Origin of the sequence: Rhodococcus yunnanensis NBRC 103083 (genome assembly GCF_001895005.1) — a bacterium.
GTDB lineage: Bacteria > Actinomycetota > Actinomycetes > Mycobacteriales > Mycobacteriaceae > Rhodococcoides > Rhodococcoides yunnanense.
The window spans coordinates 86,346-108,259 of sequence record NZ_BCXH01000020.1 but is presented as its reverse complement, the minus strand read 5'-3'; the positions used below and the strand labels follow the sequence as shown (position 1 = coordinate 108,259).

The following is a 21,914-nucleotide window of genomic DNA, read 5'->3' as shown; positions in this document are numbered from 1 at the left end:
GATCTCTCAGTGTGACCAGCAGTGTGACGGCGGGCCCGTTTCCTGCAGAAGCCGGGGACTGCTGCCTGTCGAACCGGTGTCGCATGACACGATATGAAGCCGTGACAGGTCAATCCCCTCGCCCAACACCTCCACGCTCGTCGACCACGGGAATGCCCGTCGTGACGATGATCGGTGGGGGACAGCTCGCGCGCATGACGCACCAGGCAGCCATCGCTCTCGGTCAGACGCTCAGGGTTCTCTCCGCCGGATCCGACGAGCCTGCGGCGCAGGTCAGCGCAGACGTCGTACTCGGACACCACGACGACCTCAATGCCCTGCGTACTGCGGCGATGGGATCGAACGCACTGACGTTCGATCACGAACACGTACCGACCGAGCATCTGCGGACGCTCGTCGCCGAGGGCGTCAATGTTCAACCGCCGCCGAGCGCGCTGATCTTTGCGCAGGACAAGTTGATGATGCGCCGCAAGCTCGCCGAGCTCGGTACGCCGATCCCTGCGTTCGCCGAGATCACCTGGGCCGGCGACGTGACCAAGTTCGGCGACGAGCACGGTTGGCCCGTTGTCGTGAAGTCGGTGCGCGGCGGGTACGACGGCCGCGGCGTCTGGATGCCCGAGGACGCGGAGGAAGCCGAGGAGATAGTCCAGCGGCAACTCGATCTCGGGGTGCCACTGATGGTCGAGGAGAAGGTTGCGCTCGCGCGTGAATTGTCGGCCATGGTCGGACGGTCGCCGTTCGGACAAGGAGCTGCATGGCCGGTGGTGGAGACGGTCCAGCGCAACGGACAGTGCGCAGTCGTCATCGCCCCTGCTCCTGCACTCGACGAGGACGCCGCGATCGACGCCGAGCGGCTCGCGCTCGGTCTCGCCGCCGAGCTGGGCGTCGTCGGTGCAATGGCGGTGGAGCTGTTCGAGACCGTCGACGGGAAAATCCTCGTCAACGAGTTGGCCATGCGGCCGCACAACTCCGGTCACTGGAGTATGGACGGCTGCCGGACATCCCAGTTCGAGCAGCACCTTCGCGCGGTGCTCGACTACCCCCTCGGGGACACGACGCCGCTGGCCCCTGTGACGGTCATGGCGAACATTCTCGGCGCACCTCAGGCGCCTGCCATGTCGATGGACGAGCGTCTGCATCATCTTCTCGCCCGCATGCCGGATGCCAAGGTGCATCTCTACGGCAAGGGCGAGCGCGAGGACCGCAAGATCGGACACGTCAACGTGCTCGGAGCCCCGACCGGCTCACTGAACGACTCGGACTACGTTGCCGCAGTACGAGAGAAGGCCGAGCGTGCGGCGCACTGGATGTCGCATGCCGTATGGACCGACGGATGGGACCCACACAGCAATGTCTGACGCCGCGGCTACCGACGCACGAACCGGGCCGCAGGTCGGCCTGATCATGGGCAGCGACTCCGACTGGCCGACGATGGAAGCTGCCGCAGAAGCATTGGCCGAGTTCGGTATCCGCTTCGAAGTGGGAGTGGTCTCGGCACATCGGACACCGCAACGCATGCACGATTACGCCACGAGGGCCGCCGGACGCGGTCTACAGGTCATCATCGCGGGCGCCGGGGGAGCAGCCCACCTACCCGGAATGGTCGCGTCGGCGACGCCACTCCCGGTCATCGGAGTGCCGGTGCCGCTGAAGTACCTCGATGGCATGGACTCGCTGCTCTCGATCGTGCAGATGCCCGCCGGAATACCCGTTGCGACGGTGTCCATCGGCGGTGCGAGGAATGCGGGACTTCTCGCCGCTCGGATTCTCGGCGCGAGCGATCCGGTGCTGCGCGCGCGTATCGAACAGTTCCAGGCGGGGCTCGAGGAGATGGTGCTCGAGAAGGACGCCGCACTGCGAGCCAAGCTTCTGGGCTGACGGGGCTCGCGGAGTGGAACCTCGCCGGTCCGTCGTCACCCGACTGGCACTGCGCTACGCGGCACTGTGGCGGGCACACATCGGATTCGACGACGAGTCCGGACTGTTCGTCGCCTCCGGAATGCGCGGAGGGTTCGCACGCGGTGGTACGACCATCGGAAGCGTGTACCTGACCCGCGCGAACGTATCGCGTGCGGTGCTGCGACACGAAGCGGTGCACGCCGATCAGTGGACTCGATACGGGGTGTCGTTCGCCGTCCGGTATCTCGTCGAAGAAATTCGACATCCAGGTCCGGCGAACAAGTACGAAATCGAGGCCGGGCTGGAGGACGGCGGCTACAGGGGCAAGCGCAGCAGGTTCTGATCCAGGGCCAGCCGGCGGTCTCGAGCTAGCCGATGGTCTCGAGCTAGCCGATGGTCTTGGTGACCTTCTCCGTGGTGGTCCGTCGTTCGGTTTTCGAGTGATCCGGGTTGCTCACCTGGACCAACGATGCTCCTGCGACCAGTACCGAGAGCAATCCGTCGATCAGTTCGTCGGCGGTGCCCCACGGCAACGACGACAGGACCCGGTCGCCCTGGCCGAGAGAATGCGCCTCGGCGCGTGTACGCGCGGCATCGAGGACGGCGCTGATGGATCGGCCGTCGAGAGCCGCGCCCTGGCCGGACGGCCGGAACTGGTCACCGTGCACTCGGACCGATGTCGCGTAGTCGGTGATGCCGACAGGCAGGTCCGCCACGGGTCTGCCGAACGCATCGAGCGACAGAGCCAGAATCTCGTCGACGTCTCCTGCGTCGTCGATGCGATTACCGTGCACGAGCGCCAGTTCGGCGTCGGGATCGGCAGTGAGTACGACGTCGGCACCTGCCCACCACGCGCCGAGCAGGACAGCCGCGGTCTGCCAATGCGCAGGCAACAGGACACTGATGCGTGCGCCCGGCTCCACGCCGAACTCGTCGCGAAGGAGGTTGGCGGTCTTCGCTGCCCAGTTCGCGAGCGTGATGGTCGACACCTCGACGCGCTCGCCGGTGCTGTCGTCGTAGTACGTCACTCGCGGCCCCGCTGGGTCGGCCGCGAGAATCGGATCCAGCAGTTCCTGCGTCAAGGTCGAGGCCACGACGGCAACCCTAGCGGACGAAAATTGAGTCAGTTGACGCAGGCAGGACCGGTCGACCCGGCATCGATCGCAGGTGCAGGCGACTCGCCACCCGACGCCTGAACCTCGGTGGTGGTCGCCGGGGAACTGCCGTCGACTCCCGGCCCGGAGTAGTCGGAGGCAAGCACGACTCGAACTGTGTTCTCGGACAGGGTGTCGTCGCCGGTGACCTGTATGCCGCCCAGCGCGGCAGCAACTGCCTTCGCCGCGTCGCTGCCGGGGTCGGCAGCCTGAATCACGCTGGTGGACACCGACGATCCCTCGTAGTTCCCGACCGTGCCGTTGCCGTAACCGAGAGCGCCGAGCGAGCTCGCGACCTCGTTGGCAAGACCGTCGATCCCGCTGTCGTTCGCGACGTCGACCGTCACCGAGGACGGGTCGACGTCAGAGTCCTGCGTGGTGGGGGCAGAATCCGCGGCGTCCGGTTCGTCTGCTGTGCCGTCGAGCAGTCCTTCGACGTATTTCTTCACTGCGGCGGGATCGACCTGAACGATCGACTCGCCGTAGTCGGTCACACCGTTGATGTCGACGGCGGGGATCGTCTCGAACTTGACCTTGCCGCCCGCCAGATCTTGCAGTTTGGTAGCGAATTGCAGTATGTCCCAATCGGAATCGAGCACCACCGAGCGCTGCACGGCAGAGCTCAGTTGGCCGAGCTTGCCTGGATTGCTGAGCGTCTTCGCGCTGAGCACGCTGCGTACGAGCGACGCCATGAACACCTGCTGTCGAACGATGCGATCCAGGTCGCCTCGGGGGAGATCGTGGCGCTGTCGAACGAAGCTCAATGCATCGGCGCCGGACAGAGTCTGTTCGCCCGCAGCGAAGTTCGCACCGGACATCGGTTCGTCGACGGGCGCGTTCAGGCACACGTCGACGCCTCCGACCGCGTCGGTGAGTAGGACGAATCCCAGCAATCCGACCTCGGCGTAGTGGTCGACGGTGATGCCGGTGAGGTCGGCGACGGACTCGATGAGTGCCTCGCGACCGGCCTCGGTGGATCGTGTCTCCGCCTCGGCGTCGGTTTCGCCCTGCTCGACGAGCTCGAGACGCGTGTTCTCCTTCGTCGCACCGTACGCGGCGTTGATCTTCGACATACCGATGCCGGGAACCTCGACGTAGGAGTCGCGGGGAATGGAGATGGCGGTCGCCGACGACCCGTCGTTGGGTACTCGGATGAGGACGATGGTGTCGGTGTTGGACGCCACTTCCTCACCGGCACGTAGCGAATCCAGCTCGCTCTGCGACAGCGCGTTGCCGTGCGCATCGGTCCTGCTGTCGGTTCCTACCATCAAGATGTCCACTGCACCGTCGGTGCCGCCGCCGAGACCGAGCGCTCCGGCCGTTGCGATGTTGGAGCGCAAGCTGTCGACGCTGCGCCACGCGAACCCGGTCACGACCAGAACGACCACCGAGACGACCGCGATCAATACCTGCGGTCCGCGAAGACCGCGACCGGCATCCGGGCGAGGAGCGCGGCGACTCGCCGAGCGATCACCCGGCCCTCGATGCGCTGGGTCGGGACGTCCGCGAGACTCCCCGCGACGCGAACGGGGACGTGGCTCCCCCCGCGATGCGTCCGTCTCTCGTGGCACCTGTGGCCTCTTTCGTTCGGTGTCGTTTCGGTCGTCCCGAGGAACCAGGCTACTTGTGAAATGTCACTGCCTCGCTCAGGCACGGGCGGCGTGCCACACTTTGCAACTGTGGCGAACATCCTTGTGACCGGTGCCGGTGGGCAGCTGGGTCGGCAGATCATGCACCGTGCGCGAGACCTGAGCTCCGCCGACACGGTCGTAGGCAGGACGAGTGGCGAGCTCGACATCACCGACGGCGCTGCGGTCGCGGATGCGATCGCGCCGGGGACCGTCGTCGTCAACTGCGCAGCGCACACCGCCGTCGACGCGGCCGAGACCGAGGAGGCCAGGGCGTACGCGATCAATGCGGACGGACCGCGGAACCTCGCCGAGGCGTGCGCTCGGGTGAATGCTCGGCTGATCCACGTCTCGACCGACTACATCTTCGACGGGACCGGACAGATCCCGTACGAACCAGAGGACGTTCCAGCACCTCGCAGTGCCTACGGCAGGACGAAGCTCGCCGGAGAAAAGGCCGTCTTGCAGGCGCTTCCCACGGCCACGATCGTTCGAACGGCCTGGGTGTACACCGGCACAGGATCCGATTTCGTATCCACGATGCGCAGGCTCGAACGCGAACGTGAGACGGTCTCCGTCGTCGATGATCAGACCGGATCGCCGACCTATGCCCGTGACCTCGCCGGTGGACTTCTGGAGTTGGCCACCTCGGCCGAGACATCGGAGTCGATCCTTCATCTGACCAATTCGGGAACCGCCACGTGGTTCGAGCTGGCACGCGCTGTGTTCGCCGGAATCGGCGCCGATCCCGCTCGGGTACTGCCGTGCACCAGCGCCGATTTCGTGCGCCCCGCGCCGCGCCCTGCGTATTCGGTACTTTCTGCTGCCTCGTGGGAGCGGGCCGGTCTGTCTCCGCTTCGCGACTGGCGCGAGGCCCTCGATGACGCTCTCGCGGCGACCGGTACGGCCACGACGTAAGTTCCTGCCGTCCACTCCGGTTAGTCTGGCCGCGTGAGTTCCAAGCTGGCCGTCGTGACGGTGACCTATTCGCCCGGGAAATACCTGGATCAATTCCTGAGCTCGCTCGAGACCGCTACGGACGAGAAGCCGCTGGTGATCATGGCCGACAACGGCTCCACCGACGGCAGTCCCGAGGCTGCAGAGGCCGCGTACCCTGGCACACGACTTTTTCGGACCGGCGCAAATCTCGGCTACGGCGGAGCCGTCAACCGGGCCGTCGCCGAAATCGACGACACCATCGAATTCATCGTCGTGGTCAATCCCGACGTGAAGTGGCATCCTGGGTCCCTCGACGGCCTGCTGGCCGCCGCGGAGCGATGGCCGAGAGCCGGAGCGCTCGGGCCGCTGATTCGCGAGCCGGACGGCAGCCGTTACCCCTCGGCGCGCGCTGTTCCCGACCTGACGTCGGGTGCGGGGCATGCATTGCTCGGCAAGATCTGGCCCAACAATCCATGGACGTCTCGGTATCGACAGGACAACGAGGCTGTGACGGAAAGAACAGTGGGCTGGTTGTCCGGTTCGTGTCTCCTTCTCAGGCGCGCGGCATTCGACTCCGTGAACGGGTTCGATTCCCGTTACTTCATGTATATGGAGGACGTCGATCTCGGAGATCGGCTCGGAACCGCCGGATGGCTGAATGTGTACGTCCCCGACGTGGAAGTAACCCATTCCAAAGGTCATGCGGCAGGGAGACATCCGGAACTGATGCTTCCCGCGCATCACGCGAGCGCATATCGCTTCCAGGCCGATCGGCACCCGCATGTGTGGCAAGCTCCCTTACGATGGGCGCTGCGCGCAGGGCTGGCGGTGCGCTCGAAGGTTGTTGTGGCTTCGGCACTTCGACAGCGACAGATCGACGACGACAGAGAGGCCGACCGTGCCAGCTGATACCGGTAAGAAGACCGACGCCGTAATCCTTGTGGGTGGCAAGGGTACTCGCCTACGACCGCTCACGCTGTCGGCTCCGAAACCGATGCTGCCGACCGCCGGTCTGCCGTTCCTGCATCACCTGCTTGCACGGATCAAGAGCGCGGGCATCGAGCACGTTGTGCTCGGCACATCGTTCAAAGCGGAAGTATTCGAAGAACATTTCGGCGACGGGTCCGCGCTGGGCATCGAACTCGAATACGTCACCGAGACCGAGCCGATGGGCACCGGCGGAGGTATCCGCAACGTTCTTCCACGACTGCGCGCGGACAACGTGATGGTGTTCAACGGTGACGTTCTCGGCGGAACCGACCTCACCGCAGTGCTCGATACTCATGCTCGCACCGAAGCAGACGTCACGTTGCACCTCGTGCGCGTCGGTGACCCCCGTGCGTTCGGCTGCGTGCCCACCGACGCAGACGGACGCGTCACGGCGTTCCTGGAGAAGGCGCAGGACCCGCCGACCGATCAGATCAACGCAGGTTGCTACGTCTTTCGCCGCGAGATCATCGAGAAGATTCCGAGCGACCGACCCGTGTCCGTCGAGCGTGAGGTCTTCCCAGCGTTGCTGGCCGAGGACAAGCGAGTATTCGGGCACGTCGACAGTGCTTACTGGCGCGACATGGGCACACCGGAAGATTTCGTCAAAGGCTCCTCCGACCTCGTCCGCGGTATCGCACCGTCGCCCGCCCTCACCGGCACTCGCGGTGAATCGCTGGTCCACCCGAGCGCCGGTGTGGCCCCGGGTGCGTTGCTGATCGGCGGCACGGTCATCGGTCGTGGTGCGGAAATCGGCGCTGGCGCACGACTCGACGGAGCGGTCGTGTTCGACGGTGCAATCGTCGAAGCGGGCGCTGTGGTCGAACGCTCCATTCTCGGTTTCGGCGTCCGCATCGGACCCCGGGCTCTCGTTCGCGACGCGGTCATCGGTGACGGCGCCGACATCGGAGCCAGGTGCGAGTTGCTCCGCGGTGCGCGGGTATGGCCGGGCGTCAAGCTGCCCGACGGTGGAGTCCGATTCTCCACCGACGTCTGAGTTCAGTGCAATAGACGAGTCGGTGCAGTAGAGGAGTCAGCGCAGCTTCGCGAGTGCGACGAGGTGCGAGATCGTATCGGCCTCGGCGGACTCGGGGAGCGCGTCGACGGGCCACCAGCGTAGGTCCGTCGACTCGTGGCTGCGTACTGCTACCGACCCCGCGGGCGCGCGCACGAGAAACCTCAGATCGAGGTGCCGAGTCGGCTTTCCCAGCGAGCACGTGATCGGGTGCGTATGGGCGGACAGAAGTCGAGGATCGATGCGGACATCCTGTATCCCCGATTCCTCTCGGGCCTCACGTAACGCAGCATCGACGACGGTTGCGTCCGACTCCTCGCAATGGCCGCCCAGCTGAATCCAACGCCCGACGCGTGGGTGCAGTGTCAGCAGTACGTTGCGGCCGGACTCGTCGAGCACCAGCGACGACGCCGTGATGTGCCCGGCCTCGTTGGACCGAAGACATCCGTCGGGGTTGCTGGCGAGGAATGCGAGCATCGTGTGGCGTAGCGAATCCTCGGTCCACTCGTCGGTTTTCCACGAGGTCAACGCTTCGACGGCCGAGTCGTGCAGCGTGCTGGTGGTGTCGGATACTGCGGGGGTCTCGGCGTCGGCCATCTCATACCTCCAGTAGTTCGGTGCCGGGGGTCCGGGGACTGCGCAGTGCGAGCTCCTCCGCTGGGTGGCCGATTGCCACCGCTCCCATGGCTTTCCAATCCGCTCGCAGTCCGAGTTCGGTACGGACGAGGTCGGAGGTGAATATCGTCGAGCCGATCCAGCAACTACCGAGACCGCGTGCGGCGAGCGAGACGAGTAGGCCCTGTACCGCCGCGCCCACGGCCACGGTGAACATCGTTTCCTCCGCAGCAGCGCGCCTCGCGTCGGGATAGGAGTGCGCCCCGTCAGGGACGCAGAACGGTATGACGAGCTCGGGTGCGTCGAACAGGATGTCGCCGCGGGACGTGCGCGTATCGATCCGGTCCTCGGTCCATCCGTCGGAGCGGAGGTCACGCTTCCATTGCTCCTTCATCACTCCGAGTAGATGCGAGCGCAACGCAGGTGTTCTGACCCAGACGAAGCGGACCGGACGAGTGTGATGCGGCGCAGGGGCGGTGAGTGCATCACCGACCGCCGCGCGGATCTCGTCGGGATCGACCTTTTCTGCGGTGAAGGAACGGACGGACCGTCGAAGAAGTACGGCGTCACGTCTGCCCTTGGCGATCGACTCCTCGGTGCCGAGCCAGAACAGATCTTCCTCACCGGGGCGGACGAGGTCTCTGGCCACCGAACCGTCGTCGACAGGTTTCAGCCCCCGAACCACCGCGACGGGAACGGATCCCAGCTTTCCCTTCACCAGATCTCCCGCGGCGGCGATCTCGTCGGCGACCGCGACTTCGGTGACGATCAGATCGTTGCCCTGACCGTCCTGAGTGCCCGCGTATGCGTGCACCACGGCAAGGCCTGCGGACCCGATCGCAGCATCGGTCTGTCCGATGCGCCACGCTCGGCCCATCGTGTCGGTGACGACGATGCCCACGGTGACGCCGAGCGAATCGGCCAACGCGGACCGGAGTGCAGCCGCACTCGCGTCCGGATTCTCCGGTAGCAGCGCAAGTTCCGCTGTGTCGACGTTGGAGCCGTCGATTCCGGACGCCGCCTGAACGATGCCCAATCGGTTCTCGGTGATCAGCGTGCGGCCCTTTCGGGCGACGACACGAACCGCCTCCTGATCGACGAGGAGTCGTCTGGCTGCGTCGCGTTCCTCGGGATCGGTCGGTGCGTCGACGAGTCTCCCCTCGACCTTCGACAGGACCTTGCTCGTCACTACCAGGATGTCGTCGTCCTGCAGCCACGGAGCCTGCCGAGCGATCGCTGCGGCGAGATCGTCGCCGGGCCTGAACTCGGGAAGACCTGGGACCGGGATGATCTCGATGCTTCCGCCCGGCGAGTGATCTGCCGAGATCGATTCGCTCACAGTTCCAGTCCCGCGGAACGTAGAGCCTCGGCGGCCATTTCGGAGGTCGTTTCGGGATCGGTCATCAACAGCGGAACGCTCCTGACATCGACACCCGCAATCGTGGCGGTGTCGGTCGAATGGATGAGCCAGGCATCGAGTATCCCGGTGTCGGATCTGGCGCCGTAGTACTGACCTATCGCCTCGGCGGACGTCTCGACTCCTATGACCGTCAGGCACTCGTCTGCCATACCGCGCAACGGCTTTCCGTCGATGACGGGGGACAGGCCGACGACTTTCGCCGACGTGGTCCGTAGTGCGCTGCGGATACCCGGTACCGCGAGGATCGCACCGACACTGACCACAGGATTCGATGGAGCGAGGATCACGGCGTCGGCGTCGGCAATCGCGTCGAGCACCCCGGGCGCCGGAGTCGCTTGTTCGGCACCGATGTTCGCGAAACTGTGTGTTTCGATCTTCGCGCGATACCGCACCCACCATTCCTGGAAGTGGATCGCGCGCTGAGTTTCTCCTGTCGGATCCTCGGGGTCGGTCACGACGACGTGTGTCTCACTGCGATCGTCGCTCACCGGGATCAGGCGGACGCCGGGCTTCCAACGGTTGCACAGCGCTTCGGTCACCGCGGACAGTGGATAACCGGTTCGGAGCATTCGGCTTCGGATCAGGTGAGTGGCAATGTCGCGATCGCCGAGGCCGAACCAGTCCGGATCGGCACCGTACGCGGCGAGTTCGTCTCGGGCGTGCCACGTCTCTGCGATTCGACCCCACCCTCGTTCGGTGTCGATTCCACCGCCGAGGGTGTACATGCACGTATCGAGATCGGGACAGATTCGCAAGCCGTGCATCCATACGTCGTCACCGACGTTGACGACCGCTGTGATCTCGTCGTCCTCCCCGAGAAGGGATTTCAGACCCTGAAGGAAACGGGCCCCTCCGACACCACCGACCAAGACAGTAACTTTCACAGGGTCAGAGCCTAGGCCGTGTTGCCGGGCGACGGGCAGGCGAGTGTCGTCGAGCAAGCTCGGTGCCTGTTTGAGCACTGTTTTCGATGCGCGACACGCGGGGGACGGGCGAAGTTCCGGGTTGGGTGCCGATTTCGGACCATAGATGGTATTGGAATATTCCCCATCGGCTTGACCGCAGCAGTGTCCGGCGTGTCTAATCACATGTATGTCATTCCAGTACTCGCAGGCGAGTTCGCTTGGAGTGACCCTTGATTCGAACACGCGTTCCCATGTAGCGGTATCGCGTCGGGACGTGTAGTACAGGTCGAGGGTTGAGAATGATTGACGAATACCGGCGCGGGGCAAGGTATTCGGAACAAACCGAAATTTCTGCGCTATTTCAAGGTGAGGAGGCGGAAGCGATGTACGACCAGCACGTGACACGTGAAACACAGGTTCAAACCGGTGCTCACCTCAGCGCAGTCAATCACGCGCCGCAGACCGATTCCGAAGCAGGCGCAGCAACACGCGACTGCGAAGTACAGCTCGACGAAGCACAGCTCGACGAAGTACAGCTCGACGGCGTCGGGGGAGCGCTTGCCGTCCGTGCATCCTTGGCCGAGGTTGCGCCGATCGATGCCGGTGCGGCATATCTCGAAACCGATTCTGCTGCACTCGATTCTGTTGCACTCGATTCGGATGACGATGTCGATTTCGACGAATCGGACGAGAGTGATGTTCCGCCGCGTGCGCCCGAGAAGCCGTTCCTGAGCTTGGTCGCCGGTTTCGATCAGATGTTCGAGGAGATCGAGGATCAGTGGCAGGAGCGAGCCCTGTGCGCGCAGACCGATCCCGAGGCGTTCTTCCCGGAGAAGGGCGGATCGACCCGCGAGGCCAAGCGCATCTGCCTCGGCTGCGAAGTGAAGGACGAATGCCTCGAATACGCTCTTGCGAACGACGAGCGTTTCGGAATCTGGGGTGGACTGTCCGAGCGTGAACGTCGCCGGCTCAAGCGCGGCATCATCTGACTCGTCATCCTGGCCTCGTGTAGGAAGTCGTGCGTGTCAGAGGCCGTGCGCGTCAGAAGTCGTCGTCGATGCCGGGGTCGACCTCGTCCGGGTCGACTCCCAGGTAGGTTGCTACTTGCTCCACCAGAATTTCGTAGAGTAGATCCTCCAGTTCGTGCGGATGCTTGGCTCTCCGTTCGAGAGGACGCCTGAACAGTACGATCCTTGCGCGTGTCGCTTCACCGCGCTTGTCTATCCCCGCCGGGACCAACCGTGAGAGCGGGACCGGTCCCTCCGCGACGACCTCGGGTGGCCAGTTGACCGACTCCGGGTCGATCGCTCGGATCTTCGGTACCTCGTCCACCGCGATGTCGAGTCGTTCGAGACGTTCGTGCCAGCGATGGTCGATTCGCGCGAACGCTTCGAGCACCGTGCGGTCGAACCGGTCGGCTCTGGAGCGATGCGCCGGAACGCTGGTCGGCAGGATCGGCCCTCGGATTCCACGGCCGCGGCGCGCAGCGGAACGTGAGGTGGTGGTGCGTCGAGATTCGATTCGTGCCATGGGTCTCAGGTTATCTTCGGAAGGTCGGCGGTGTGTCGGGCGGTTGGGGGTGGCTCCGGGGAGATAGTCTCTCGAGTGTGAGATCTCTGCGTGGATGCTGCCGGCCAGGGTGCAATCGTTCGGCTGTGGCCACGCTCACGTATGTCTATTCGGATTCCACCGCTGTTGTCGGCCCGCTGGCAACCGTCGACGAGCCGCATTCCTGGGATCTGTGCGAAGTGCACGCGTCGACGACGACTGCGCCCAAGGGGTGGGAGCTGGTTCGGTACGAGGGTGGGTTTTCGACCACCACGCCGGACGAGGACGACCTGACGGCGCTGGCCGAGGCCGTTCGTGAGGCCGGGCGGGGCGATCGCACCCGTGACGAGTCGGCACCGATGGCGCACGAGCGAACCTTCAGGCGCGATACGAAGAGCGACCGGCCTGCGCCGCCACCCGCGCGCACGGGCCGCCGCGGACATCTTCGTGTTCTGCCGGATCCGACGTCCTGATCCCGGTGTGGAGATCTCTGGCGTGATGACTTCCGATCACTTGACGCCCTGTGCGTAGTTTCGGTCACATCCGGTTGCTTTCGTCTCGACGTCGGTGCGGTTGTGACAGATTCGTGGACGAGACCGATGAGTACTTCGAGCGGGATCGTCCCACCCCGAGCTCCACCGTTCGCCCCACCGCAATCACGAGGAGTCGTTCGTGGCACGAACTACCGAATCCGTCAATGCAGTAATCAAGGCCTACGACGTACGAGGGGTGGTCGGCGAGCAGATCGACGTCGACTTCGTCCGAGACGTCGGTGCAGCCTTTGCCAGGCTGGTGCGGGACGGTTCGACGGAGCAAGTGGTCATCGGCCACGATATGCGGGCATCGTCACCGGAACTGTCGCGCGCGTTCGCGGACGGCGTGACGTCGCAGGGACTCGACGTCGTTCTGATCGGTCTCGCGTCCACGGATCAGCTCTACTTCGCGTCCGGACTGCTCGAGTGCCCGGGTGCGATGTTCACTGCCAGCCACAATCCGGCGAAGTACAACGGGATCAAACTGTGCCAGGCCGGAGCCAAGCCGGTAGGCCAGGACACGGGACTCGACACCATCAAGGCCGAGTTGGTGTCCGGCGTTCCCGAATACGAGGGTCGAGTAGGAACCGTCACCGAACGTGACGTCCTGTCCGAGTACGCAGCGTTCATGCGCGATCTCGTCGACCTGTCTCAGGTATCCGGTGTGACGATCGCCGTCGACGCCGGAAACGGTATGGGCGGCCACACGGTACCGGCGGTGTTCGCCTCTCTTCCGGTCACGATCGAACCGCTGTATTTCGAACTGGACGGAACGTTCCCCAACCACGAGGCCAACCCTCTCGATCCCGAGAATCTCAAAGACCTGCAGGCGTTCGTGCGCAAGACCGGCGCAGACATAGGGCTCGCGTTCGACGGGGACGCAGACCGCTGCTTCGTCGTGGACGAGAAGGGTGACCCGGTTTCGCCCTCCGCAGTGACTGGACTCGTCGCGCAGCGTGAGCTGGCGAAGGAACCGGGTGCCACCGTCATCCACAATCTGATCACCTCGCGAGCTGTTCCCGAGCTGGTGACCGAACTCGGTGGTACGCCGGTGCGGACACGAGTCGGACACTCGTTCATCAAGGCGCAGATGGCCGAGACCGGCGCGATCTTCGGCGGCGAACATTCGGCCCACTACTATTTCCGTGATTTCTGGGGAGCCGATTCGGGGATGCTCGCGGCCCTGCACGTGCTGGCAGCTCTGGGCGCACAGGACCGTCCGTTGTCGGAGCTCATGGAGTCGTACGAAACGTACGCCGCGTCCGGTGAGATCAACTCGACGGTCGGCGACGCAGCCGAGCGAACCGCGGCGGTACTCGACGCCTTCGCGGACAGAACGACGTCCATCGATCGTCTCGACGGCGTGACCGTGGATCTGGCGGACGGGGCCTGGTTCAATCTTCGGGCGTCCAACACCGAGCCGCTGCTTCGACTCAACGTCGAGGCTCGAACTGCTGCCGAAGTCGATGCATTGACGTCCGAGATACTCGGCGTGGTTCGGGCCGGGCTGGAATAGTGGGTCAGTAGGCGTCTCGCACAGTGCGGCGGCGTCTGCGTGCACGAAGCGAAACGAGGAGAGGGCGGTGCCGAAGGCCATGACTGCTGCATCGCCCGTGCTCGATCTCGATGATTCCGCGGCGGTGGTCGCTGCCGACACCGACGGAGTGCTACGCAGTGCCGCACTCGGCGGCGCTCAGGTTCGCGCGACGTCGACGGCGGTCACCGAGGCCGTGGCGGATCGTCTGCGGGATCTGCGTCCGCGCAGTGTGGTGTTCGTCTCAGGCGACGGACGGGCCGGACGAGCCGCATCGATGCTGATCGCCGGTGCTGGTGCACGTATCGGCGTTCCCCTGGTTCGGGCCGCAGGTACTCCGTTGTGGGTCGGTCCTCTCGACGTGGTCGTCGTCGCCGGTGACGATGCAGGCGACCCCCGGTTGGCCGAGGCGACGTCGATTGCTGTTCGGCGTGGCGCCGAAACCGTACTCATCACCCCGGCCGAGGGTCCGCTGCGGTCGGCGGCGGCGGGCCGCGGTGTCTTCGTTCCGCCGAGAATCGCGGCACGGGAGCACAACACGTTGATGCGTCATCTCGCTGCTGGAATCGGCGTCCTGGCGAACGTGTCCGACGGTGCGTATCGGTCCCTCCTGCCCGACCCCGATCGTCTGGCAGACCTACTCGACGCCGAAGCGGCTCGAAATCATCCGTCGAACGAGGTGTTCCACAACCCGGCCAAATCGCTCGCGGCGCGCATCTCGGGGAGTCGAGTGGTTCTCACCGGCGCAAGCCCGGTGGCCGTCGAACTCGCACGCCACGGCAGCGAGGTACTCCTGCGCGCAGCCGGGGTGGTCAGTTCCGCAGGAGAACTGGCCGATGTGGTTGCCGCGGCCGTTGCCTCGGGCCGTCAGTCGTCCTTTGGTTCGGGAGCGCAGCACTCGAACATCGACTACGACCCGTTCTTCCACGACGATCAGCTCGACGGGCCGCGCCCGGAAGCACCTGTCCGCGTGTTGGTCTCGGCGGCGCCGAATCTGGTGGCGGCCACCGAGCGTCGGGTGGCCGCAGTGCCGGATGCTGTGGTGATGTCCGTCGACGAGGCAGGATTGGATCGCACCGAACCCGGGTACGCCGGTGCGAACTCGCTCGAGTTCGGGACGCGCAGTGCACCCGAACTCGGCACGGGGGGCCTCGATGATCTGGAGGCCATGTCGTTGTTGGCGACGCGGTTGGAGATGGCTGCCGCGTATCTACATTTGATGGGCGGTAGGTAGTGCAACCATTGCACGGTGCGGTCAGGTCGTACGCGTGGGGATCACGAACCTCACTTGCCCGGTTACAGGGAAGATCGGTCCCGTCCGAGCACCCGGAAGCGGAAATCTGGCTGGGTGCTCATCCCGCTGATCCGGCTCGACTCGGGGACGGCCCATCGGCACAGTCGTTGCTGGCGCACATCGACGCGGACCCTGTTCGTGAACTGGGATTCGACACCGCGAAGGCGTACGACGGCAGGCTCCCGTTCCTGCTCAAACTTCTCGCCGCGGACGAGCCCTTGTCGCTGCAGGCGCACCCGAGCGCGGAGCAAGCGCGAGAAGGATTCGCGCGCGAGGAAAGTGCGCACGTTCCGATCGAGTCACCTGTGCGCAACTACCGGGACGCCAACCACAAACCCGAGCTGATCGTTGCGTTGACCGAGTTCCATGCGTTGGCCGGGTTCAGATGCCCCCTGCGCACCGTCGAGTTCATGGACGCGCTCGGAGTCGACGCGTTGTCCGGGTATCGGTCGCTGCTCGCCGACCAACCCGACGAAGCAGGACTTCGTACCGTTTTCACCTCGTGGATAACACTTCCCGGGCCTGCGCTCGATGCGCTACTTCCGCTCGTCGCAGACGGCCTGGTCGATTATCTGTCCACGCGAGCCAAATCCGACGGCGGACAGTTCGTCGCGGAGGCCAGAACCCTTCTCGAACTCGGCGAGTCCTATCCGGGTGACGCAGGCGTTCTCGCCGCGATGTTGCTCAACAGGGTGACGTTGACTGCAGGCCAGGGCCTGTTTCTCGACGCGGGAAACCTGCACGCGTACCTGTCGGGCACCGGAGTCGAGATCATGGCCAACTCCGACAACGTTCTTCGCGGTGGACTGACTCCGAAACACGTGGATGTACCGGAGTTGCTCAGAGTGCTCGATTTCGAACCTGCCGAGGTGACAGTTCTCGATCCCGACACCGATTCCGCTGACACACCGGTCCGTTACCTGACGCCGGCCCCGGAGTTCGCGCTCTCCAGAGCGTCTCTTGCAGAAGGGCACTCGATCAAACTCGACAGTGCGGGTCCGCAGATCGTGCTCTGCACGGAAGGCAAGGTCGCTCTCGACGACGGAGACACCGAACTGGTTCTCGAACGCGGTTCCTCGGTGTGGGTCTCGGCGTCCGATCCCGTTTTCGCCGTGCATGCCAGGTGGGGCGACGCCGAGGTGTTCAGCGCAACTGTCGGGTAGTGCACCGGCTTGCCCGGACGATCGGCAGCGCCGGGATGCAGTTCCGTCGATCGCGACGTGTGGTGCCGTTGCGACCCCTAGGGTGAGGTGACCGATCGTTCGGGCGGCCAGCCGGTGAGACCCACCTGCGTGGGCCCCCGAGCCGAAGCACTCTCGACAGGTGGAACACATGCACGAAGAGCGAACCAGCAAGGCCGCTCGCAGTACCGGAATCTTCCGTACCAAATCGGTGGAACAGTCGATGAGGGATACCGACGAACCGGACACGAAACTTCGTAAGGACCTGACTTCCTGGGACCTGACCGTCTTCGGCGTCGCAGTAGTCATCGGTGCGGGAATCTTCACACTGACCGCACGCACCGCCGGAAACGTCGCGGGCCCGTCGGTCTCTCTCGCCTTCGTGCTCGCCGCAGTGTCCTGTGGGCTCGCCGCGCTGTGCTACGCAGAGTTCGCGTCCACAGTGCCGGTGGCGGGCAGCGCATACACGTTCTCGTATGCCACCTTCGGAGAGTTCGTGGCATGGATCATCGGGTGGGATCTGATTCTCGAATTCGCGCTCGCTTCGTCGGTCGTCGCGAAAGGGTGGTCGCTCTACCTCGGTGAGGTTCTCGGTTCGGTCAGCCCCATCGCGAAGATCGGCTCGCTCGACTTCGACTGGGGCGCGTTGGTCATCGTCTCGGTCATCACCGTGCTTCTCGCCACCGGGACCAAGCTGTCCTCGCGGGTGTCGCTGGTCATCACGGCGATCAAGGTGATCGTCGTTCTGCTCGTCGTCGTTGTCGGCGCGTTCTACATCAAGGCCGAGAACTACTCGCCCTACGTTCCGCCGTCCCAGCCTGGTTCGACGGGCGAAGGCATTCACCAATCGTTGTTCTCGTTCGTGACCGGCGCCGGCGGAAGCACGTTCGGATGGTACGGACTGCTCGCGGCCGCCAGCCTCGTGTTCTTCGCCTTCATCGGATTCGATGTCGTGGCCACCACCGCGGAGGAGACCAAGGATCCGCAGAAGGCCCTGCCGAGGGGCATCCTCGGATCTCTCGCCATCGTCACCGTTCTCTACGTCGCAGTCACACTCGTGCTCACCGGAATGGTGAAATACACCGAACTCGCAGGCGAGAGCTCCACATTGGCGACTGCATTCGAGTTGAACGGTCTGACGTGGGCCAAGAACGTCATCTCCTTCGGTGCTCTCGCCGGCCTGACGACAGTGGTCATGGTGCTGATGCTGGGGCAGACGCGGGTGTTGTTCGCGATGTCGCGCGACGGACTCGCTCCGCGTGGTCTCGCGCACACCGGAAAGAGGGGAACTCCGGTGCGCATCACGCTGATCGTCGGGTTCGTGGTGGCGATCCTGGCCGCTTTCTTCCCGATCGGGACACTCGAGGAGATGGTGAACATCGGTACGTTGTTCGCATTCGTTCTCGTCTCGATCGGCGTGGTGGTGCTTCGCCGCACACGCCCCGACCTGCCCCGTGGGTTCAAGGTGCCGCTGATGCCCGTGATTCCCATACTGGCGGTTGTCGCATGCGTGTGGTTGATGGTCAATCTTTCGGTCGAAACCTGGATCCGTTTCATCGTCTGGATGGCAATCGGAGTCGTGATCTATTTCGCCTACAGCAGGCGAAATGCCGAAAAGACCATGCAGGAGCGCGCTGCAGCAGCGGAGGCTGCGTCGACGAAGTGAGGCAGCAGGTCGTTTCGGGACGCCTTTTACGGGGACCGAGATTGTTATAAGCTCACCGAAGAAACCTCGAGTCGATGATCAGGGGGAATCTCCGTTGGGTGGGGCTGTTCACGAGAGATCGCATATCGATCGCGTGCCAGGACACGGAAGTGGCCGTCGGCGCAGCGTGAAGCGATATCTGTGGATGCTCGGACTCCTCGCGCCTGCGTCGGCGCTCCTTCCGTCGCAGCTCGTCCTGTGGACCGGAATGCCGATCTTCTGGTGGAGCGGCGTGTTGATCTTCTTCGTGCTGATCCCGGTACTCGATGCCATCGCGGGCGAGGACGGCAACAATCCGTCCGACGTCGATATCGAGGCGATGGAGGAAGATAGGTACTACCGCTGGTGTACCTATCTTTTTCTCCCGGTGCAGTTCGTCACTCTGCTGGTCGCGTGCTGGATGTGGGCGTTCGGCGACCTGTCCGTCGTGGACAAGGTCGGGCTGGCGGTGACCATCGGTCTCGTCGCGGGGACGGGAATCAACGCCGCCCACGAGTTGGGCCACCGCAACGAACGGCATGAGCGCTGGCTGGCGAAAGTTGCACTGGCACAGACGTTCTACGGGCATTTTTTCGTCGAGCACAATCGAGGCCATCACGTTCGGGTGGCCACTCCACTCGATCCGGCCAGCGCACGATTCGGTGAGAGTGCATGGGCGTTCCTGCCACGGAGCGTGCTCGGGGGACTCGTGTCGGCGTGGCAGCTCGAGCGTGAGAGGTTGGACCGCACCGGGGCGAGGACCTGGAGTGTTCGCAACAACCTGCTGCACGGTTGGTCCATGTCCATCGCGCTGTTCGCAGTGTTGTCGGTCGTCTTCGGGCCTGCGATCCTGCCGTATCTGGCTCTTCAAGCGGTTGTCGGGTTTCTGTTGCTGGAGATGGTCAACTACGTCGAGCACTACGGACTGCTCCGCGAGACGAATCAGCGCGGTCGTTACGTCCGGTGCTCTCCTCGGCACAGTTGGAACAGCGATCGACTGTGCACCAACATCTTTCTCTACCACCTGCAGCGTCACAGTGACCACCATGCAAATCCGTCCAAGCGTTATCAGTCGCTGCGTGCCTGTGACGAGGCGCCGCAGCTGCCGGCCGGTTACGCCACCATGGTGATGTTGGCGGCGATTCCACCACTCTGGCGCAGGGTGATGGATCGACGTGTGCTCGCGCACTACGAAGGCGACATCACACGTGCGAACATCCTGCCGCGTCGCCGTGAGAAGGTTCTCCGCACGTATCCGATCGGGACGAATGGGACAGGCGCCTCCGGCGCGAAGTGGCCGACCGCAAGGTAGTGCGAACTCGGGCGCCATCGACCCGATAGCCTTGCGGAAGAAACTTCACGCAATCAGGAGAGGGAAGATGACGACCTCAGTAACGCCGGACGATCGTTCGGCCACAGGATCGCTACTCACCGCGGACGTCCGGGGTGGCATCGACTTCAAGGTCGCGGACCTGTCGCTCGCCGAGTTCGGCCGCAAAGAGATCCGACTCGCCGAGCACGAGATGCCGGGCCTCGTCGCGCTGCGGCGTGAATACGCAGACGTGTTGCCGCTCAAGGGTGCTCGTGTTTCGGGTTCGCTGCACATGACCGTGCAGACCGCTGTTCTCATCGAGACTCTGGTTGCGCTCGGAGCCGAGGTTCGCTGGGCGTCGTGCAACATCTTCTCCACTCAGGATCATGCTGCCGCTGCTGTCGTCGTCGGGCCGTACGGCACGGTGGACGAGCCCAAGGGCGTGCCGGTGTTCGCCTGGAAGGGTGAATCGCTCGAGGAGTACTGGTGGGCCGCCGAGCAGATGCTCACCTGGCCGGGCCAGCCCGCGAACATGATTCTCGACGACGGTGGCGATGCCACCATGCTCGTTCTGCGCGGCGCGCAGTTCGAGAAGGCGGGCGTTGTTCCTCCGACCGACGACGATCACGATTCCGACGAGTACAAGGTCTTCCTCGGACTCCTTCGTCGTTCGCTCGAGGCGTCGAAGACCAAGTGGACCGAGGTTGCTACATCGGTGAAGGGCGTCACCGAGGAGACGACGACCGGTGTGCTGCGGCTGTATCAGTTCGCTGCCGCAGGTGAGCTCACATTCCCCGCGATCAATGTCAACGACTCGGTCACCAAGAGCAAGTTCGACAACAAGTACGGCACCCGCCACTCGTTGATCGACGGAATCAACCGCGGCACCGATGTGCTCATCGGCGGCAAGGCAGTTCTCGTCTGCGGTTACGGCGATGTGGGCAAGGGCTGTGCCGAGGCTCTCAAGGGCCAGGGCGCACGTGTGACGGTCACCGAGGCGGACCCGATCAACGCGCTGCAGGCATTGATGGACGGGTTCGACGTCCGCACCGTCGAGGAGTACATCGACAAGGCGGACATCGTCATCACCTCGACCGGAAACCTCGGAATCATCACCTTCGATCACATGAAGCGGATGAAGCACCAGGCCATCCTCGGCAACATCGGCCACTTCGACAACGAGATCGACATGGCAGGGTTGGAGAAGGCCAAGGACGTCACGCGGATCAACATCAAGCCGCAGGTCGACGAATTCCAGTTCCCCGACGGCCACTCGATCATCGTGTTGTCCGAAGGTCGCTTGCTGAACCTGGGCAATGCGACGGGTCACCCGTCGTTCGTGATGAGCAACAGCTTCTCCAACCAGGTCATTGCGCAGATCGAACTGTGGACCAAGCCGAGCGAATACGACAACGAGGTCTACCGCCTTCCCAAGGTTCTCGACGAGAAGGTGGCGCGTATCCACGTCGAGGCGCTCGGTGGCACCATCACCAAGCTCACCAAGGAGCAGGCGGAGTACATCAACGTCGATGTCGAGGGCCCGTACAAGCCCGAGCACTACCGGTACTAGTCGTCGCTGTGCGCAGTACCGATGTCCCGACAGGGAAGTTGGTCGTCATCGAGGGAGTCGACGGTGCGGGCAAGAACACGCTCGCCCGTCGGCTCGTCTCGGCGTGGGAGCGAGACGATCTGGATGTAATCAGGATCGGGTTCCCGCGGTACGGCGAGTCGGTACACGCCGACCTCGCTGCGGAGGCGTTGCGTGGTGGGCACGGAGACACCGCGGAGAGCGTGCATGCGATGGCCCTCCTCTTCGCGCTCGATCGCAAGTCTGCGGTGGAAGACTTGCGAAAGGCGTTGTCGTGCAACGATATCGTGCTGCTGGATCGGTACGTGGCGTCCAACGCCGCGTACACGGCCGCGCGGCTGGAACAGATTGCCGACGGTGACGCGGTCGAGTGGATCAGGGCCCTCGAGTTCGACCGATTCCAGGTCCCGGTTCCCGACGTGCAGATCCTTCTCGATGTTCCCGTGGAGCTGGCGGCACAGCGGGCTGCCTCCCGCGAGAGCACGGATTCCGCACGCGCACGGGATGCGTACGAGCGCGACGGGTCGCTGCAGAGCAGGACTTCGGCGGTGTACGGACAACTCGCCGAGTCGAACTGGGTGTCGCCGTGGCGCGTCGTCGACGCCGAGGTGGATCCGGATCGACTCGCCGCCGACGTGTTCAATCAGCCACCGGGCGAGAAGAAAGTGACAACATAGA

Annotated in this window: 21 protein-coding genes; 15 read left to right on the top strand and 6 right to left on the bottom strand. The window is 64.2% G+C overall.

Translation table 11 applies throughout. From position 1 onward, the window contains the following. Nucleotides 1-83 precede the first annotated feature (83 nt). Genes RY1_RS24945 through RY1_RS24935 form a run of 3 tightly spaced genes read left to right on the top strand, consistent with a single transcriptional unit; the run spans nucleotide 84 to nucleotide 2,242 of the window. Complete coding sequence (locus RY1_RS24945; RefSeq protein ID WP_072806724.1) at nucleotides 84-1,358, top strand: 5-(carboxyamino)imidazole ribonucleotide synthase; 1,275 nt, start codon at nucleotides 84-86, stop codon at nucleotides 1,356-1,358. Beyond that, nucleotides 1,351-1,878 (top strand): 5-(carboxyamino)imidazole ribonucleotide mutase, encoded by a 528-nt coding sequence (gene purE / locus RY1_RS24940; RefSeq protein ID WP_072806723.1) that lies wholly within the window; start codon nucleotides 1,351-1,353, stop codon nucleotides 1,876-1,878. Before RY1_RS24945 ends, purE begins: the two co-directional genes overlap by 8 nt. Before the next feature lie 13 nt (nucleotides 1,879-1,891). Further along, a complete protein-coding gene (locus RY1_RS24935) occupies nucleotides 1,892-2,242 on the top strand; it encodes a hypothetical protein (RefSeq protein ID WP_072806722.1) in 351 nt (116 codons plus the stop codon). 43 nt (nucleotides 2,243-2,285) lie between these two features. On the opposite strand, the gene RY1_RS24930 is transcribed toward RY1_RS24935, so the two are convergent. Both RY1_RS24930 and RY1_RS24925 read right to left on the bottom strand, forming a co-directional pair. Next, nucleotides 2,286-2,993, bottom strand: a complete 708-nt coding sequence (locus tag RY1_RS24930; protein WP_072806721.1) for a TIGR03089 family protein — start codon at nucleotides 2,991-2,993, stop codon at nucleotides 2,286-2,288. Nucleotides 2,994-3,022: 29 nt separating this feature from the next. Further along, the gene (locus tag RY1_RS24925) at nucleotides 3,023-4,459 is read right to left on the bottom strand and encodes an LCP family protein (RefSeq protein ID WP_442972253.1); all 1,437 of its coding nucleotides are present in this window, start codon (nucleotides 4,457-4,459) and stop codon (nucleotides 3,023-3,025) included. A 273-nt stretch (nucleotides 4,460-4,732) separates the two neighbouring features. Here RY1_RS24925 and rfbD point away from each other — a divergent pair, with 273 nt between their 5' ends. Genes rfbD through manB form a run of 3 tightly spaced genes read left to right on the top strand, consistent with a single transcriptional unit; the run spans nucleotide 4,733 to nucleotide 7,604 of the window. Further along, nucleotides 4,733-5,599 carry a dTDP-4-dehydrorhamnose reductase gene (gene rfbD, locus RY1_RS24915; RefSeq protein WP_072806719.1) on the top strand — a complete coding sequence of 289 codons (867 nt, stop codon included), beginning with the start codon at nucleotides 4,733-4,735 and terminating at the stop codon, nucleotides 5,597-5,599. Nucleotides 5,600-5,632: 33 nt separating this feature from the next. Beyond that, entirely contained in the window at nucleotides 5,633-6,529 is an 897-nt protein-coding gene (locus RY1_RS24910) for a glycosyltransferase family 2 protein (protein ID WP_072806718.1), read from the top strand. Next, a complete protein-coding gene (manB, locus tag RY1_RS24905; protein ID WP_072806717.1) occupies nucleotides 6,519-7,604 on the top strand; it encodes a mannose-1-phosphate guanylyltransferase in 1,086 nt (361 codons plus the stop codon). Before RY1_RS24910 ends, manB begins: the two co-directional genes overlap by 11 nt. Nucleotides 7,605-7,640: 36 nt before the next feature. On the opposite strand, the gene RY1_RS24900 is transcribed toward manB, so the two are convergent. From RY1_RS24900 to cofD, 3 genes are read right to left on the bottom strand one after another with little or no spacing between them, the layout of a single operon-like run. Beyond that, entirely contained in the window at nucleotides 7,641-8,219 is a 579-nt protein-coding gene (locus tag RY1_RS24900; protein WP_072806716.1) for an NUDIX hydrolase, read from the bottom strand. A gap of 1 nt (nucleotide 8,220) precedes the next feature. Continuing rightward, nucleotides 8,221-9,576 carry a coenzyme F420-0:L-glutamate ligase gene (locus RY1_RS24895; protein ID WP_072806715.1) on the bottom strand — a complete coding sequence of 452 codons (1,356 nt, stop codon included), beginning with the start codon at nucleotides 9,574-9,576 and terminating at the stop codon, nucleotides 8,221-8,223. Beyond that, nucleotides 9,573-10,541: a 2-phospho-L-lactate transferase gene (gene cofD, locus RY1_RS24890; RefSeq protein WP_072806757.1), complete on the bottom strand. Its 969-nt coding sequence runs from the start codon at nucleotides 10,539-10,541 to the stop codon at nucleotides 9,573-9,575. Before cofD ends, RY1_RS24895 begins: the two co-directional genes overlap by 4 nt. Before the next feature lie 776 nt (nucleotides 10,542-11,317). On the opposite strand from cofD, the gene RY1_RS24885 reads away from it, so the two are divergent. Then, a complete protein-coding gene (locus RY1_RS24885; protein ID WP_169914826.1) occupies nucleotides 11,318-11,551 on the top strand; it encodes a WhiB family transcriptional regulator in 234 nt (77 codons plus the stop codon). A gap of 52 nt (nucleotides 11,552-11,603) precedes the next feature. Here RY1_RS24885 and RY1_RS24880 read toward each other — a convergent pair whose 3' ends face one another. Next, nucleotides 11,604-12,092, bottom strand: a complete 489-nt coding sequence (locus tag RY1_RS24880) for a metallopeptidase family protein (protein WP_072806714.1) — start codon at nucleotides 12,090-12,092, stop codon at nucleotides 11,604-11,606. Between the two features lie 77 nt (nucleotides 12,093-12,169). Between RY1_RS24880 and RY1_RS24875 the strand changes: the two genes are divergently transcribed. From RY1_RS24875 to RY1_RS24840, 8 genes are all read left to right on the top strand, one after another. After that, complete coding sequence (locus RY1_RS24875; protein WP_174565470.1) at nucleotides 12,170-12,583, top strand: DUF3499 domain-containing protein; 414 nt, start codon at nucleotides 12,170-12,172, stop codon at nucleotides 12,581-12,583. A gap of 199 nt (nucleotides 12,584-12,782) precedes the next feature. Next, nucleotides 12,783-14,159: a phosphomannomutase/phosphoglucomutase gene (locus tag RY1_RS24870; protein WP_072806713.1), complete on the top strand. Its 1,377-nt coding sequence runs from the start codon at nucleotides 12,783-12,785 to the stop codon at nucleotides 14,157-14,159. 79 nt (nucleotides 14,160-14,238) lie between these two features. Continuing rightward, entirely contained in the window at nucleotides 14,239-15,411 is a 1,173-nt protein-coding gene (locus tag RY1_RS24865) for a tobH protein (protein ID WP_072806754.1), read from the top strand. Continuing rightward, on the top strand, nucleotides 15,411-16,634 hold the full coding sequence (gene manA, locus RY1_RS24860) for a mannose-6-phosphate isomerase, class I (protein ID WP_072806712.1): 1,224 nt from the start codon (nucleotides 15,411-15,413) through the stop codon (nucleotides 16,632-16,634). The genes RY1_RS24865 and manA overlap by 1 nt, the downstream gene beginning before the upstream one ends. A 169-nt stretch (nucleotides 16,635-16,803) precedes the next feature. Then, nucleotides 16,804-18,318: an amino acid permease gene (locus RY1_RS24855; protein ID WP_072806753.1), complete on the top strand. Its 1,515-nt coding sequence runs from the start codon at nucleotides 16,804-16,806 to the stop codon at nucleotides 18,316-18,318. Nucleotides 18,319-18,502: 184 nt separating this feature from the next. Then, on the top strand, nucleotides 18,503-19,648 hold the full coding sequence (locus RY1_RS24850) for an alkane 1-monooxygenase (RefSeq protein WP_084727832.1): 1,146 nt from the start codon (nucleotides 18,503-18,505) through the stop codon (nucleotides 19,646-19,648). Nucleotides 19,649-19,715: 67 nt separating this feature from the next. Then, nucleotides 19,716-21,218: an adenosylhomocysteinase gene (ahcY, locus tag RY1_RS24845; RefSeq protein ID WP_072806751.1), complete on the top strand. Its 1,503-nt coding sequence runs from the start codon at nucleotides 19,716-19,718 to the stop codon at nucleotides 21,216-21,218. An 8-nt stretch (nucleotides 21,219-21,226) separates the two neighbouring features. Continuing rightward, on the top strand, nucleotides 21,227-21,913 hold the full coding sequence (locus RY1_RS24840; protein WP_072806711.1) for a dTMP kinase: 687 nt from the start codon (nucleotides 21,227-21,229) through the stop codon (nucleotides 21,911-21,913). Nucleotide 21,914 lies beyond the last annotated feature (1 nt).